The 15,296-nt window shown below is 34.5% G+C and carries 11 protein-coding genes, 3 tRNA genes and 1 rRNA gene (1 of these 15 running past the window's edge); 3 read left to right on the top strand and 12 right to left on the bottom strand.

The window, feature by feature from the left end; translation table 11 throughout:
* Nucleotides 1-3 precede the first annotated feature (3 nt).
* The 6 genes from bsdtb5_RS00905 to bsdtb5_RS00880 form a co-directional block, all read right to left on the bottom strand.
* A complete protein-coding gene (locus bsdtb5_RS00905; protein WP_271714176.1) occupies nucleotides 4-1,242 on the bottom strand; it encodes an ABC transporter permease subunit in 1,239 nt (412 codons plus the stop codon).
* Nucleotides 1,235-2,146: an ABC transporter ATP-binding protein gene (locus bsdtb5_RS00900; RefSeq protein ID WP_271714175.1), complete on the bottom strand. Its 912-nt coding sequence runs from the start codon at nucleotides 2,144-2,146 to the stop codon at nucleotides 1,235-1,237. The genes bsdtb5_RS00905 and bsdtb5_RS00900 overlap by 8 nt, the downstream gene beginning before the upstream one ends.
* A 442-nt stretch (nucleotides 2,147-2,588) precedes the next feature.
* The gene (locus tag bsdtb5_RS00895; RefSeq protein ID WP_271714174.1) at nucleotides 2,589-4,571 is read right to left on the bottom strand and encodes an ABC transporter permease; all 1,983 of its coding nucleotides are present in this window, start codon (nucleotides 4,569-4,571) and stop codon (nucleotides 2,589-2,591) included.
* Entirely contained in the window at nucleotides 4,564-5,331 is a 768-nt protein-coding gene (locus bsdtb5_RS00890) for an ABC transporter ATP-binding protein (protein ID WP_271714173.1), read from the bottom strand. Before bsdtb5_RS00890 ends, bsdtb5_RS00895 begins: the two co-directional genes overlap by 8 nt.
* A gap of 405 nt (nucleotides 5,332-5,736) precedes the next feature.
* The gene (locus tag bsdtb5_RS00885; protein WP_271714172.1) at nucleotides 5,737-6,822 is read right to left on the bottom strand and encodes a sensor histidine kinase; all 1,086 of its coding nucleotides are present in this window, start codon (nucleotides 6,820-6,822) and stop codon (nucleotides 5,737-5,739) included.
* Entirely contained in the window at nucleotides 6,812-7,489 is a 678-nt protein-coding gene (locus tag bsdtb5_RS00880; protein WP_271714171.1) for a response regulator transcription factor, read from the bottom strand. Before bsdtb5_RS00880 ends, bsdtb5_RS00885 begins: the two co-directional genes overlap by 11 nt.
* Before the next feature lie 413 nt (nucleotides 7,490-7,902).
* Here bsdtb5_RS00880 and bsdtb5_RS00875 point away from each other — a divergent pair, with 413 nt between their 5' ends.
* The 3 genes from bsdtb5_RS00875 (at nucleotide 7,903) to bsdtb5_RS00865 (ending at nucleotide 9,969) form a co-directional block, all read left to right on the top strand.
* Nucleotides 7,903-8,277, top strand: coding sequence for a GntR family transcriptional regulator (locus tag bsdtb5_RS00875; RefSeq protein WP_271714170.1), 375 nt, complete (start codon nucleotides 7,903-7,905; stop codon nucleotides 8,275-8,277).
* A gap of 196 nt (nucleotides 8,278-8,473) precedes the next feature.
* Nucleotides 8,474-9,349, top strand: coding sequence for an ABC transporter ATP-binding protein (locus bsdtb5_RS00870; protein WP_271714169.1), 876 nt, complete (start codon nucleotides 8,474-8,476; stop codon nucleotides 9,347-9,349).
* Complete coding sequence (locus tag bsdtb5_RS00865) at nucleotides 9,343-9,969, top strand: ABC-2 transporter permease (RefSeq protein WP_271714168.1); 627 nt, start codon at nucleotides 9,343-9,345, stop codon at nucleotides 9,967-9,969. The genes bsdtb5_RS00870 and bsdtb5_RS00865 overlap by 7 nt, the downstream gene beginning before the upstream one ends.
* Before the next feature lie 74 nt (nucleotides 9,970-10,043).
* Here the strand turns inward: bsdtb5_RS00865 and bsdtb5_RS00860 are convergent, their stop codons facing one another.
* From bsdtb5_RS00860 to bsdtb5_RS00835, 6 genes are all read right to left on the bottom strand, one after another.
* Complete coding sequence (locus bsdtb5_RS00860) at nucleotides 10,044-11,111, bottom strand: SGNH/GDSL hydrolase family protein (RefSeq protein WP_271714167.1); 1,068 nt, start codon at nucleotides 11,109-11,111, stop codon at nucleotides 10,044-10,046.
* Between the two features lie 384 nt (nucleotides 11,112-11,495).
* Complete coding sequence (locus bsdtb5_RS00855; protein ID WP_271714166.1) at nucleotides 11,496-12,335, bottom strand: hypothetical protein; 840 nt, start codon at nucleotides 12,333-12,335, stop codon at nucleotides 11,496-11,498.
* 251 nt (nucleotides 12,336-12,586) lie between these two features.
* Nucleotides 12,587-12,657, bottom strand: a tRNA-Cys gene (locus tag bsdtb5_RS00850).
* An 82-nt stretch (nucleotides 12,658-12,739) separates the two neighbouring features.
* Nucleotides 12,740-12,811, bottom strand: a tRNA-Glu gene (locus bsdtb5_RS00845).
* 24 nt (nucleotides 12,812-12,835) lie between these two features.
* A tRNA-Asn gene (locus tag bsdtb5_RS00840) sits at nucleotides 12,836-12,907 on the bottom strand.
* Between the two features lie 49 nt (nucleotides 12,908-12,956).
* Nucleotides 12,957-15,296 (bottom strand): 23S ribosomal RNA (locus bsdtb5_RS00835) (it continues 558 nt past the right edge of the window).

The following is a 15,296-nucleotide window of genomic DNA, read 5'->3' as shown; positions in this document are numbered from 1 at the left end:
TAACTAGCACCCCCCTAGTAGGTCCTTTTTACAAAATCTCTGATAACTCAGTATTAACGCTACGAATACAATAAGACCATTCACCACAAGCCCCAGCAATAATGGTGCATTTACCTGAGCATTCAGAACTGAATAGACATTAATATAGGTAAGTGGGTAAAATGCATGAAGTGATATTGTAGTATCTAAGAAGGAACTTAAGACAAAGCCTAATAACAATAACGCTGTAATAACTCCAATGGTTATCGATGTAGAGTCTGTCAGTACAGATATATAGATTGTAACCATTACCGTTGTTATGATTACTAGGGCTAATAATAGATATCCTAACATTAGATACTTACCTGTGGTTGTAATATCCAATTTACCTAGTAGATTACTATCAGGAGTCAAGGAAAGAAGCATTTTTCCTTCTGTCATTGTCTGCGGATACTTCATAGAACCCACACCATTTAGAATACTAGTTATCCCAAAAAATGCAAACAACAACACTACTACACTACCAATACTCGTAATTCCTGCTACAAATATTTTAGATAAGAATGCTTTTCTCCTTGAAAAGGGCTGCGTCAAATATAACTTATAGCTTCCCTCCTCCATCTCTGATAAGAAAATATCCATGCATAATAGTATAATAATTACTAATAGAATCATTGGCATATATCCTTTTAGCATAAGAAATAGGAAATTAACTCCCGTCAGTTGATATGGATTATCTACTATATGTAATTTATTTTTTAATAAATACTGATTTATGCGAATCTGTCTTTCTAACTCTGTTGGTTCCTGACCTCTTGATATCAATTGATCCTTTGACATAAACCCTTTTTCCCATCCAATTAACAGGTTCTTGTACTTTTCCACTTCAATCTTTTTACAATACTCTGCACCTTTTACTTTTCTATTTTTATAATAGTAGAATAGCTTAAAGGAAGTATCTTTCTCATTCATCCAAAAATCATATTCTTCATAAAAGTCAGGGGATGTTCTTTTTATTTCCTCTACTTCCTCTTTTGTTCCTTTCTCTAACCGATCTTTTTTTAATGATAGGCTATCTACGACAGCACTAGCATTATAATATTCGCTTTCCATTTCACTTCGCATATTAAAATCATATTGTCTCTGCTCATAACTATAATAAATTACAACTCCTAAGAAGAAAAGAAATAGACCCGCTAAGATTATTTGATTCTTCCTTTGCTTCATAAACTTATATAATTCCATCTGTATTAATCTACTCATGATGATCACCATACACTTCTTTATAGATTGACTCAATATCAAGTTCCATCTTATTAATATCTAATAAGGTAATATCCTCATCTAAGATTTCCTTTAAGCTTTGTGATAATACTGGTTGATCATCAATAATTACTTTGATACTGTCACTTCCAATTAACTCAATCTTGTCTTCTTTTATTCTTTTTGCAAAGATATTCTTTGCCTTTACAGCATCGGAAAGTTGTAAGATATAATGCATACTTCCATCCAAAGCTTGTGGAGTATCAATGATTCTTCCATTATTAATACAGATAATACGATTGGCTAGTTTTTCTATCTCTCCAAGTTGATGGGAAGAAAATAGAATGGATAACTTTTCTTCTTTAACAAGATTATGTAGTGTATTTCTTAGGTCTATGATTCCTGTAGGGTCCAATCCATTGGTTGGCTCATCAAGAATGATAAATCGTGGTTTACTTAAGAGGGCTATGGCAAGTCCTAACCTTTGCTTCATACCCATAGAATATTTTCCGACTTTTAGATTGATCTTCTTATCAAGACCGGTGAATTCAATTAGTTCATTTACTCTTGCATCTGGAACTTTTCTCATCTTGGCAATAAGCTTGATGTTCTCTTTTCCTGACATATCCATGTAGAGACCAGGGCTTTCGATTAATGCTGCCTGACAAGAGAGTGCCTTATCTCTTTCTTTTAAGATATCATAACCACAAATACGAATGGTTCCGCTATCTGGAAAGATTAAGTTACACATACACTTCATGGTGGTAGACTTACCTGCTCCATTTGGTCCGATAAATCCCACGATTTCATTTTTATCTATGTAAAAGGATACGTCCTTTAATACTTGTCGCTTTCCATAGAATTTGTTTAGGTTTTCTACTGTTACTACATGATTTTCACTCATATGATACCCCCTATTTTATGCATGTTATTTTTTTGTAAATAAATATACATTTTTGTATTTTTATATACAAAAAGAGTTTTCTCTAAAAGACTCAAAAAATTAGCCTCTTTGGAAAACTCAAAATCATTAGATTTTTTACTATATGTTCCATATAGTATCACTAAATGGAAATTTTGTACATGAAGTTTCAGGAAAATTTCTTTAAAATTTCCTTACATTTCTTTCTCTTTTCTTACAGTTAATCTCAACAGATTACTCTAACAATACTTGTAGTTAACATAGTAGGGGTATTACACCATATTTATACCGGTGTAATACCCCTATTTACTATTTGATTTTAATACTCTAATCTTTATTTCATCTTTTATTTAACTAATCTATTATTATCTGACTTTTTTATTTACCTAGTCTAGTTATCTAATCTTCTATAATATTCTATCTCCTAATTCTCCTCATTGACAACTTTATAATATACCTTTGCAGTCGTAAGATATACTGCCACATAAATAACTGAGAATACAAGAATTGTACCAATCGTACATTTTACAAATAAATCTGTATTGGTTAAGTAGAACATCTGTAACATCATGCAGATCATTTTAAATGCAAATGCAATATGAATTACTGCTGTTACTAATGGTAAGAAGAATACCATGATAATCTGTTTATTGATGGTTTGCTTAATAGCTTTTTGGTCCATACCTACTTTTCTTAAGATAACAAAACGCTTTCTGTCACTGAATCCTTCGGATACTTGTTTAAAGTAGATAATTAATACTGTTGCAAGTAAGAATAGAAGACTTAAGAATACACCAATGAATAGAAGTCCTCCATATAATTTAAACATAGTTTCACGATTGACATCAATACTATCCATAGAAGAACTATTGGTTTTCACCCATTCACTAATATCATTTCCGTATTGAAGACGATTGCTTCTGCTTCCTTTAATAGTTTGGAATAGATCAAATTGTTCCGTGCTTTTGAAACCATCACTATCGATTTGCTCTAATTCTTTTATAACCTGTTGCAGATCTGCTTGATTAAGAACAATATAAGTCTCTCGATTAATGGCATCTGATTGCTTTGGTAATCCATTATATGTTTCTGTTGCCTTTACTGATAATGTTTCATTTCCAATGGTAAGGGTTTTATCTTTATAATCAAATGTTGGATTTAACATGATAGCTTCTTTTTCATTTAATTGCTTAGATCCCTTAATCATTTTATTATATTGTTCAATTGTAATGAATTTAATACCACATGCATGTGTTTGTAAATATGACATGGAGTATTTTCTACTCATTTTCTTTACTTTTTTATTTGCAATGATCTCATATGCTTTAATATAGTTATAACTTGTTGTTTTTGTAACCGTAATATCATTTTTATCTGCTAGATCAGATAATTTATTAAGATATTCATCATTTACCTTTGCACTCTCTGCACTAACTGTAATGTCAAAAGGACTCATTTCTCTTAACGCATCTTCTTCACCCATATATAATGCAATTGTTGTAGAAGCGGTAACTAACACCATAGTACTTAGGATACAGATGGAGGCAAGCCCCGCTGCATTTTGTTTCATACGGTAGATCATACTTGAGATAGAGATAAAGTTATTTGGTTGATAATATAATTTTTTATTTTTCTTTAATAATTTAAGTAAAGCAACAGAACCACTCATAAATAATAAGAAAGTACCTGCAATAACGAATAATACCGCGATGAAAAATTGTGTAATGGCATCAACGGAAGAAGCTACTGTCATTGCTTTGTAATATCCTGCTGCCATACATGCAACTCCAATAAGAGTCCATATAATCTGTGTTTTAGGCTCTTTTTCGCCTTCATCTCCACCTTTTAATAAGGCAATTGGATTAGCAACATGAACGCTAACATAATTAATTACTAAATCTATTAAAAATAAAATTGCAAAGAATATAACTGTATTTACTACAGAAGAAGCTGATATTACAAATGTACTATCACCAGCAGTTTTTAATATTTTTAATAAACCTAAAAATACTAATTTACCAAATACAACACCGAAGATTAATCCAATTCCGATGTTAACTACACTCATAAATAAAGTCTCATAGAACATAACATAAGATACATGTCTTTTCTCTAATCCTAAGATTCCATAAAGACCAAGTTCTTTCTTTCTTCGTTTCATAAGAAAACTATTTGCATATAGTATAAAGATTACAGAGAAGATACCAACTACAACTTGACCTAATCTAATAATTAATGATAATTCACTCTGACCGCTTACATTTTTCATACCTTCATTGTTACCAATGACGGAAAATAAGAAATACGTAAATATGATACCAATACATGCTAACATGTAAGGAACATATGCATTTTTATTATGTTTAAGATTTGTAATTGCTAATTTGGAATAAAAGAACTTACCCAATGTCAACACCTCCATCTGTAACTACTGCTAAGGTTGATACGATTTTCTGGAACATTTCTTCGTTTGTTAGATTACCTTTGTATAATTGGTGGAATACTTCACCGTCTTTAATAAATAGAACTCTCTTTGCATGACTTGCTGCCATTGTACTATGTGTAACCATTAAGATGGTCTGACCTGATTTATTAATATCTGAGAAGATTTTCAAAAGATTACTGGAAGCTTTGGAATCCAATGCTCCTGTTGGTTCATCTGCAAGAATAATCCTTGGATTCGTAATTAATGCTCTCGCTACCGCAACTCTTTGCTTTTGCCCACCTGATACTTCATATGGAAATTTATTTAATAATTCTTTGATCTCTAATTTCTCTGCAATTGGCATTAAGCGTTGTTCCATTAATGAGTAAGGTTTCTTTGCTAATACTAGTGGAAGTAGAATATTATCCTTTAAGGAAAAGGTATCTAATAGATTGAAATCTTGAAAAACAAATCCTAGATTATCTCTACGAAATGCTGAGATATCTCTGTCTTTAATCTTAGCAAAACTCTTTCCTTCTAATAGTACTTCTCCACTTGTTGGTTTATCTAGGGAAGCTAATATATTTAATAATGTAGTCTTACCAGAGCCAGATGCACCCATGATTGCTACATATTCTCCTTCTTCTACTGAAAAGTTAACACTTGATAATGCTTGGAACTGCTGTCCTCCTAATCTTGTTGTATATATTTTTTTAAGATTCTTAACTTCTAATAATGCCATATTTGTTTTCCTCCAATTTATAATTTATTGTTTGTTCGTTTCTTTCTGTAACTATAATACCAAGAATTAGGGAGCGATACCTTAACTTTAGCTTACATTATCAATTTCGTTTCTTACATTAATGTCACATTGAAGCTTTTATATGTGACATTTCATAGTTTTCATTTATTTATACTTGCTATACTGAGGTAAAAATCTCTTATAGCAAGCCTCGTACGCCTTATACTCACTTAATTTTTAATTTACAAGTAGTCCAGCAAAAAGTAACCTATATCTAGTTAAGACTCAAAGAAAAATTAAGAGCGTAATAAAAAACAAATTGCTGCATCTCACCTAAGTAGGTTGACACAGCAATATACAGCTAAGCTTCTTTAATCTCAATAACTCGTAGTCTCAATTATTCAATTAGAATACTTTAATCTGGCTATTAGGGAAGGTAATCTTCACTATCGTTCCTTTGGATAGTTCGGATTCAATCTCAATCTTATGTGCAATCTTACGAGCAACCTTATCACATAGGTATAGCCCAATTCCACTTGCCTTCTTGTCCCACCTTCCATTGTAACCTGTAAATCCTTTCTCGAAGATTCTCTCAATATCTTCTTTTCGAATACCAATACCTGAGTCCTCTATGACAAGTTTTACTTGGTCGTTTTTTTCCTCCAGTTGTTCACTGCTTTTGCTATCCTTAGCTTTCGCATGACGAATTCTATCCTCACTTCCTTTGCTAGAATTCGATACTTGTACCTCTTCTAGATATATTTTTATAGATCCAGTGTTTGTGTACTTTAAAGCATTGGATAAAATCTGTTCAATTAGGAAGGTGCACCATTTCTCATCCGATAGGACCGAACGATTTAATGCTTCATATTGAAGTGATAATTTTTTATGTATAAATATCGTAGAATATTTTTTAATTGTCTCTCTTAAGACAGAATCAAGGTCAATCTTATGTAACTCAAGATCGGAGGACATGGATTCAATTCTTAAATAATGTAGCACCATCTCTACATATTGCTCAATCTTAAATAATTCTTCTAATAGAAGAGCATCAGGATTCACGTTTCTACTATTTTGTAAAGTTAAGCGCATTGCAGCTATCGGTGTCTTAATCTGATGAACCCACATTGTATAATAATCAATCTGCTCTCTATAACTACCTTCCATTTTCCCCATTGCTTCGTTTGTCTTCGCATAAAGTTCTTCAATGATTTCATTATAACTTTGTTCTAGTAGATTTCTTGGTTTTTTTAAGTTCGCAGAATAGATATTCACTTCTTTTTTCTTAAGTACTAGATCATGGTTTCTCTTTACAAAATCCCTGAAATCAAATATTCCACATAAGAAGAACAAAAAGCTGACGATTTCCACACTATACACAACACTTTTCATGGATAAGTTATTTAAATATTGCACAAATGGGAAGAATACAATAACAAATAGATATAAGAATATTGTTATTTTACGATATTTCAAATACTCAATGATCATTGATAATATACCCTAACCCTTTCTTCGTCGTAATATAATCCATCAGTTCATAGGATTCCAATTTTTTACGTAATCGGTTCATATTAACGGTTAATGTATTATCATCAATAAAGCTATCACTATCCCACAGTTTTTTCATAATCATATCCCTGCTCACAACATTTCCTTTATTCTCAAGAAGAACCTCTAATATCTTAAATTCATTCTTCGTTAACTCGATCTTATTCTCTTTATAATAAAGAGCAGCTTCTGATAGATTGAGTAGCGCGCCACCATGCTCTAATACCTTTGTCTCTCCTATGTAAGAGTATGTCCTACGTAGTATTGCCTGAACTTTAGCAACTACAATATCAAGGCTAAATGGCTTTGTGATAAAGTCATCTCCACCCATATTGATTGCCATAACAATATCCATATTCGTATTGTTCGAGGAAATAAAGACAATTGGCACTTTCGAACTCTTACGAATCTCCGAACACCAATAATAACCGTTATAAAACGGTAATGAAATATCCATTAGTACAAGATGTGGATTAAACTCTACAAATTTGGCTGTTACATTTGAGAAATCTGTTACATAGTCTGATTCAAATCCCCATTTTCGAAGATTCTCATTTAATATTCCTGCAATTGTTACATCATCTTCAACAATTAGTATTTTGTACATAAATTAGTACCTATACCTTTCCATTCTATTCTATTAATAATTTTCTAAGCTTTAGCTATGTAATTTTGTATGCGCTTTGTATGTATTTTATATATTCTTGTATGTACTTATATGTTCTTTATATGTTCTTGTTTTTGAACTTGTGTAGGCTAATATATTCTACTAGAATTTTAATAATAAAAGGAAAATATATCAAGTGTTTCTTTGATAATATGAATCAAAATTTAAGTAAATATACAAAGAGAACTCATTTATATCAATACATTTGCTCTTAGCAAGAAGCTAACGGACTATTTATTAGATTAGTAATTCAATCAATAAATTAATAATGAATAAAAAAGAGTTGACAAATCATATATATAGAAGTATATTGTGTATATACGATATATACAATATACCAAGGAGGTACAACATTGGATATTATTATTAGTAACTCGAGTAACAGTCCAATTTATGACCAGATTTATTCTCAGATAAAAGCAATGATATTAAATGGAACACTGAAAGAAGGTGATTCCCTACCATCTATGAGACTTCTAGCCAAGGAACTTCGTATAAGCGTCATCACCACGAAGAGAGCTTATGAAGAACTAGAACGCGATGGCTTTATCGAGACAGTTACTGGAAAGGGAAGCTTTGTCGGAAAGAACAACGTTGAATTTATCAAGGAAGAACATCAGCGAATGGTAGAAGATTATTTAACAAAAGCAATTGATTTATCCAAACAGTGCGATCTTACCTTGGAAGACCTTACAGGAATTTTAGAACTTCTATATAAAGGAGAGTAGTGTGAAATAAAAGACATTTCACACCCCTTATTATATGTCGCAGGAGGCGACTGGATGGAACTAGTGTGAAATAAAAGACATTTCACACCCCTTATTATATGTCGCAGGAGGCGACTGGATGGGAGCTAGTGTGAAATAAAAGACATTTCACACAACAAATTAACGCTGACACCCATATTAACGGAGTGTTTGCAGAATGGAGAATATTATGGATTATAGCTTAGAAGTAAAAGACCTTAGCAAAAGATATAATACGTTTGCATTAAATAATGTAAGTTTTAATTTAAAGCCAGGAAGCATTATGGGCTTTATCGGAGAAAACGGTGCTGGAAAGAGTACCACAATTAAGAGTATACTGAACCTCATTCATAGAGACCATGGAGAAATTAAGATCTTTGGATTAGATAATATAAAAAGTGAAAAAGAGATTCGTCAAAACATTGGCATCGTATTTGATGAGTGCCGTTTTCATGATACTCTTTACGCTAAAGATGTTGACCTATTTCTCTCTAAAATATATAAGAACTGGGATAGTAAGTTGTACAGTCACTACTTAGAACAATTTAAATTACCAGCTAAAAAATACATCAAAGAATTCTCAAGGGGAATGAAGATGAAGCTATCCATAGCAGCTGCACTCTCCCACAATCCTCAATTATTATTACTCGATGAGCCTACCAGTGGCTTAGACCCTATTGTTCGCACAGAGATCTTAGATGTTTTTCTAGAATTCATACAAGACGAGAAGAATTCAATTCTAATGTCTTCTCATATCACTGGAGATCTAGAAAAGATAGCGGATTACATTACCTTTATTCACGAAGGAAAAATCGAACTCAGTGAGTCAAAAGATGATATTATCTATAGCTATGGTATTCTAAAATGTAAGCAAAGTGATTTCTCACAGATTGATATCAAAGATATCATATCCTACCGCAAGAATAGCTTTGGTTATGAAGTACTAGTTACTAATAAAGCAAAGTTATCCAGAAAGTATCCAAATTATATCATCGACAGTGCGTCATTAGAAGATATTATGTTATTCTACTCAAAGGGGGTACAAAAATGTTAGGACTTATTTTTAAAGATGTACTTGTAAATAGAAAATATTTAAGAAATTTACTGTTGCTCGTTGTATTCTATTTTATATTTGGCTTATTCACCAACAATATTATGTTTGCTTCATATATGATTATATTTCTTGGAACCTTTATCGTTTTTGCAACTTTTAGCTATGATGATCTTGCCAAATGGGATAGTTATGCATTATCTCTTCCTATTACAAGAAGTGAGATTGTACTATCCAAATACATCCTTGCAATTGGTTGTTCAGCCATCGGAAGTGTGTTTTCACTAATCACTAGTGCATTATATAAAGTTAGCAAACACCAAGCATTTGTTTTTGAAGATTATCTATCCATTGGAGTGTCCTTTGAGGTATGCATTGTTATTCTATCCTTAATGACACCAATTATCTTAAAAGTAGGAATGGAGAAGGCAAGGCTTGCTCTATTTGTAATATTTGGTATTCCAGCAATCTTAGTTGTACTTTTAGTTAATAACCTTCACATGCAGATACCATCAGAAGCGACCATCAGATTTTATATATCACTCACTCCAATTGCGACTATATTAATCTTCATAGCATCCATCGCACTCTCAATCTTCATATATAATAGGAAAGAAATATAGATTATTTTATAACTAAGTAGCATAAAAATACCTCCAACCACACAAATCGTAGTTGAAGGTATCTTTTATACTAATTACCAATTCATTATCGTTTTTATTTCTTTCGCAATCTTATCAGCAGCTTTCTGGTGAGTTATCTCACTTGGATGCCAATCTGCAACATATCCATCTTCTGGATTCTGCACATCAAATCTCATTGTTTCTATATTAGTATCGCCAGTTTGTATCGTATATTCTTCTACTGCTTTTTCAACAAAAGGATATAATCTATCTCCCATGATTCCAAGCGTACATAATATTTTTGAATCCTTATTATAAGATCTAACCTTCTTAATAAATTGAATATAATTCTCTTTATAATCTTCTTGTCTAGTAATGTCATCTTGGCAATAGCTATCGTCATTAGTTCCAAGATTAATTACAATAAGTTCTGGTTGATATTTAGTAAAATCCCACTCAACCGAAGATACCTTAACCAAACCAGCAAAATCTCCATAGGAAAATCCAAGTTTTTCATAATATTGTGGTATAGTCTGTTCCGGAATCTTATTTCCACTCTCTGTATATCCTGATATAATTCCATATCCACTAATGGAAAATATACTATAATCGACATTAAGTGCTTGAATTGTACGATATGAATATGCCTTTGTTACATCCTCTGTCGTCGTAGAAAAATGATGATTCTCATCCGGATCATCCATTCCATATCCGCAAGTTATCGAATCTCCAATAATTTCAATACGATGTTCTTTGTCCTTCGTTGGGTGAATTCCATCTTTAGCCTCTACTGCAATCTGCTTAACTCCAACTGTAGACATCGCTGTTTCCGATAATTTAATAATCTGAACAACTGCTGTCTCTTCCACTTTACTATCAATGACAGTATAAGTCTTTTCTTCTTGATCTATTATATCGTCAATTACTCTTTCACCATTTACATAAATAGCAATTCGAGCATAATTATCTTTATTTTCTGCAACACTAGATACATTATCACCGACTAATGTAATCACTGCCTTGGTACCTTGGAATGTAAATTCTACTCCTGTTCCTGAAAGTGCAAACCAAAGTATTTCATCTCTTAAATAAGTACGTCCAATTAATTTTACATTCGATTCATTCGCAGTATATGTATTCATCTTGATATCCCCCTGGTAATATGTTTGGTATTTTATATTTTTTGTTTAATCACTTTGTTTCTTTCTTTATTAAATAGCTATAGTTTTCTATATTTGTTTTTTGACTAAACAATGTTTGTTTATCATATTCTATCACATATAATTCCAATAAGCAATTATAACTATTAAGCATCCTGATTATATCAATTAAGCATCCAATTATAATGCATAGTCAATAACTAGAAAGATAACCTTATTATGCAACTCGACTATTACGCCAATAGGCTTTTTTCTTAATATTTTAAAAAAACCCTAATCCCAGTAATAGGATTAGAGCTTTTTCTAATAGAGACAACAAGTGGATTTAAACAAATAGGTTCAATGAAAGTAGTACTTAGTTGTCAATTAGTCCCAGATAGGAGTTTTTACAAATAAATCATTCTTTGAACCGTCAATCCATCCCTTTACATTTTTACTATTGATTATCCTTATATAACATTTACCTTTATTTGAAACATATACTTTATCCGCTCTTACTTTTTCTCCAATATCTACCTTAAATACAGTTACTGCACCTTTAGAAACAGATTTGTATGTCACAAATTTCTTTTTTGCCTTATATACATATTTTTTGGAATAGGGTGTCAGGTCATACGTATTCGTTTTTACCGCAACTATTCTACCTTTGATTAATTTATAAGGTATTATGCATTCATAATCACCTATTGTATCTCCAATCGGCCTGTTTGCAATCAACTGAAATGATGCTTTATCGGAGATATGCCCAAAAAAATATATAGCCATATTTAAGTACTTAGGAGCATTCTTTTTTGTTATTGTTTGAATAAGTTTAAGTTTGGCATCTTTATATTGTAGATAAAAGGTCTTCAAACTGATGGCACTGTAATCTCTAGAAGTAATGAAAAGATCCTGTACATTATCATTCACGTCTATGTCTGCCAAATCCACAGTATAATATTGGCATTTCAAAGTTTTCTCAAATACAATATTATTATTAATATATATCGTTAATGTTTTCTTAGTTTCATCATTTTTCACGTCCGTTTGCTTACAAATCACCTGCTCGACCTTTCCATCACAATCCATATCCTCATTGTAAGCCTTTTCAAATTCCAATTGTTCAAACTGCCTCGGAGCAGATGCACTTACCTTTGTACTATCCACTGCTCCAGATGATATTACCAGCATTACTACCATACATATTAGTTGCATTTTTTTAACCATAATAAACTCCTCTCATAATAAGCTTATAAACAGGTTCAAAAATAGTTCCTAAAGGAGCTTTACTTAAATTTACTACCTAAATTGCTATTCTAGTATGATATTTATCATGGTATATTATATCAGTAGTTTCTTAAAATTTTTTATCTTTTATGTTAAATATTATTTGTAATTTTCTTACTTTCATCAATTATTTATATAACAAAAAAACTCTAAACCTAAGTATTTTCAAGGTTTAGAGTTTTCTCTAAGAGAGGCGACAACCAGATTTGAACTGGTGATCAGGGTGTTGCAGACCCATGCCTTACCGCTTGGCTATGTCGCCGTATTTAATTATTAATGCATAATATAGTATAGCAATATAACAACTATTCGTCAAGCATTATATTTAGCATATACTATTAAAATGACTCCAAGGGGATTTGAACCCCTGTTACCGCCGTGAAAGGGCGGTGTCTTAACCGCTTGACCATGGAGCCTGATCTTATTTACATAAAAGTTAGCTCCCCGAGTAGGGCTCGAACCTACAACCCCACGGTTAACAGCCGTGTGCTCTACCATTGAGCTATCGAGGAATAAGGTATATACCTTAAAAACTACACATGAATTATTATCCGTTTATTTTTGGTCAAGCCCTCGACCTATTAGTATTAATCAGCTACATGTGTTACCACACTTCCACCTTTAACCTATCTACCTCGTCGTCTTCAAGGGGTCTTACTTCTAAAAGAATGGGATATCTTATCTTAAGGGGGGCTTCACGCTTAGATGCCTTCAGCGTTTATCCCTTCCAAACTTGGCTACTCGGCCATGCCATTGGTATGACAACCGATACACCAGAGGTTCGTCCAACCCGGTCCTCTCGTACTAAGGTCAGCTCCTCTCAAATATCCTCCGCCTACGCCGGATAGGGACCGAACTGTCTCACGACGTTCTGAACCCAGCTCGCGTACCGCTTTAATGGGCGAACAGCCCAACCCTTGGGACCTACTACAGCCCCAGGATGCGATGAGCCGACATCGAGGTGCCAAACCACTCCGTCGATGTGAACTCTTGGGAGTGATAAGCCTGTTATCCCCAGGGTAGCTTTTATCCGTTGAGCGATGGCAATCCCACTTTATACCACCGGATCACTAAGTCCTACTTTCGTACCTGCTCCACCCGTCGGTGTCACAGTCAAGCCTTCTTCTGCCTTTGCACTCTTCGAATGGTTTCCAACCATTCTGAGAAGACCTTTGAGCGCCTCCGATACTCTTTCGGAGGCGACCGCCCCAGTCAAACTCCCCACCTGACATTGTCCTCTACCCGGATCACGGGTACAAGTTAGAAATCCAATACTACAAGGGTGGTATCCCAACAGCGACTCCGTGACAACTGGCGTCATCACTTCTTAGTCTCCCACCTATCCTGTACAGATAGTACCGAATCCCAGTATCAAGCTAGAGTAAAGCTCCATGGGGTCTTTCCGTCCTGGCGCAGGTAACCAGCATCTTCACTGGTATTTCAATTTCACCGGGTGCATTGTCGAGACAGTGCCCAAATCATTACGCCTTTCGTGCGGGTCGGAACTTACCCGACAAGGAATTTCGCTACCTTAGGACCGTTATAGTTACGGCCGCCGTTTACTGGGGCTTAAGTTCAAACCTTCGGATTACTCCTAAGCTCTCCCCTTAACCTTCCAGCACCGGGCAGGCGTCAGCCCATATACTTCACCTTGCGGTTTTGCATAGACCTGTGTTTTTGCTAAACAGTTGCTTGGGCCAATTCTCTGCGGCCTACTTTCGTAGGCACCCCTTCTCCCGAAGTTACGGGGTCATTTTGCCGAGTTCCTTAACAATGCTTCTCCCGTCGGCCTTAGGATTCTCTCCTCATCCACCTGTGTCGGTTTACGGTACGGGTACAATAAAAACAATAGCGGCTTTTCTTGGCAGTAAGTCCATCAGCTTCCCTACTTATATTTCGGTCCGCATCACGTCTTCCCATTGCCTGGCGGATTTGCCTACCAGACTGGTACCTCGCTTGCACTGGTTTTTCCATTCCCAGCTCTGACTTCCTTCCTGCGTCCCCACAGTTCTGATTTATTGTAGTACAGGAATTTCAACCTGTTATCCATCGACTACGTCTTTCGACCTCGCCTTAGGCCCCGACTTACCCAGAGCAGATCAGCTTTACTCTGGAAACCTTAGATATTCGGCCTGAAAGATTCTCACTTTCATCTCGCTACTCATTCCGGCATTCTCTCTTCTTAACAATCCACAGCTCCTTACGGTACTGCTTCGTCTCGCTAAGAATGCTCCTCTACCAATTGTACTTAGTACAATTCCACAGCTTCGGTGTCGTGTTTTAGCCCCGGACATTTTCGGCGCAAGACCTCTCGACTAGTGAGCTATTACGCACTCTTTTAATGTGTGGCTGCTTCTGAGCCAACATCCTAGTTGTCTTCGAAATCTCACATCCTTTTCCACTTAACACGCACTTTGGGACCTTAGCTGGTGGTCTGGGCTCTTTCCCTTTTGACTACCCAACTTATCTCGTGCAGTCTGACTCCTGTTAAACATCTATATGGCATTCGGAGTTTGATAATCTTCGGTAAGCTTTGACGCCCCCTAGGATATTCAGTGCTCTACCTCCATTAGACTATAAACAAGGCTAGCCCTAAAGCTATTTCGAGGAGAACCAGCTATCTCCGGGTTCGATTGGAATTTCTCCGCTACCCACATCTCATCACCACCCTTTTCAACGGATGTGTGTTCGGTCCTCCACCACCTTTTACGGCAGCTTCAACCTGGACATGGGTAGATCACCCGGTTTCGGGTCTACACTTACTGACTTAATTGCCCTATTAAGACTTGGTTTCCCTTCGGCTCCGAACTTTATGTTCTTAACCTTGCCAGTAAATGTAACTCGCCGGACCGTTCTACAAAAAGTACGCGGTTGTGCACATATGGCACTTCCACAGCTTGT

It is taken from the genome of Anaeromicropila herbilytica, assembly GCF_016591975.1.
GTDB classification, from domain to species: domain Bacteria; phylum Bacillota; class Clostridia; order Lachnospirales; family Lachnospiraceae; genus Anaeromicropila; species Anaeromicropila herbilytica.
The sequence above is the reverse complement of the archived record's forward strand: the minus strand, read 5'-3'. Positions and strand labels throughout refer to the sequence as shown.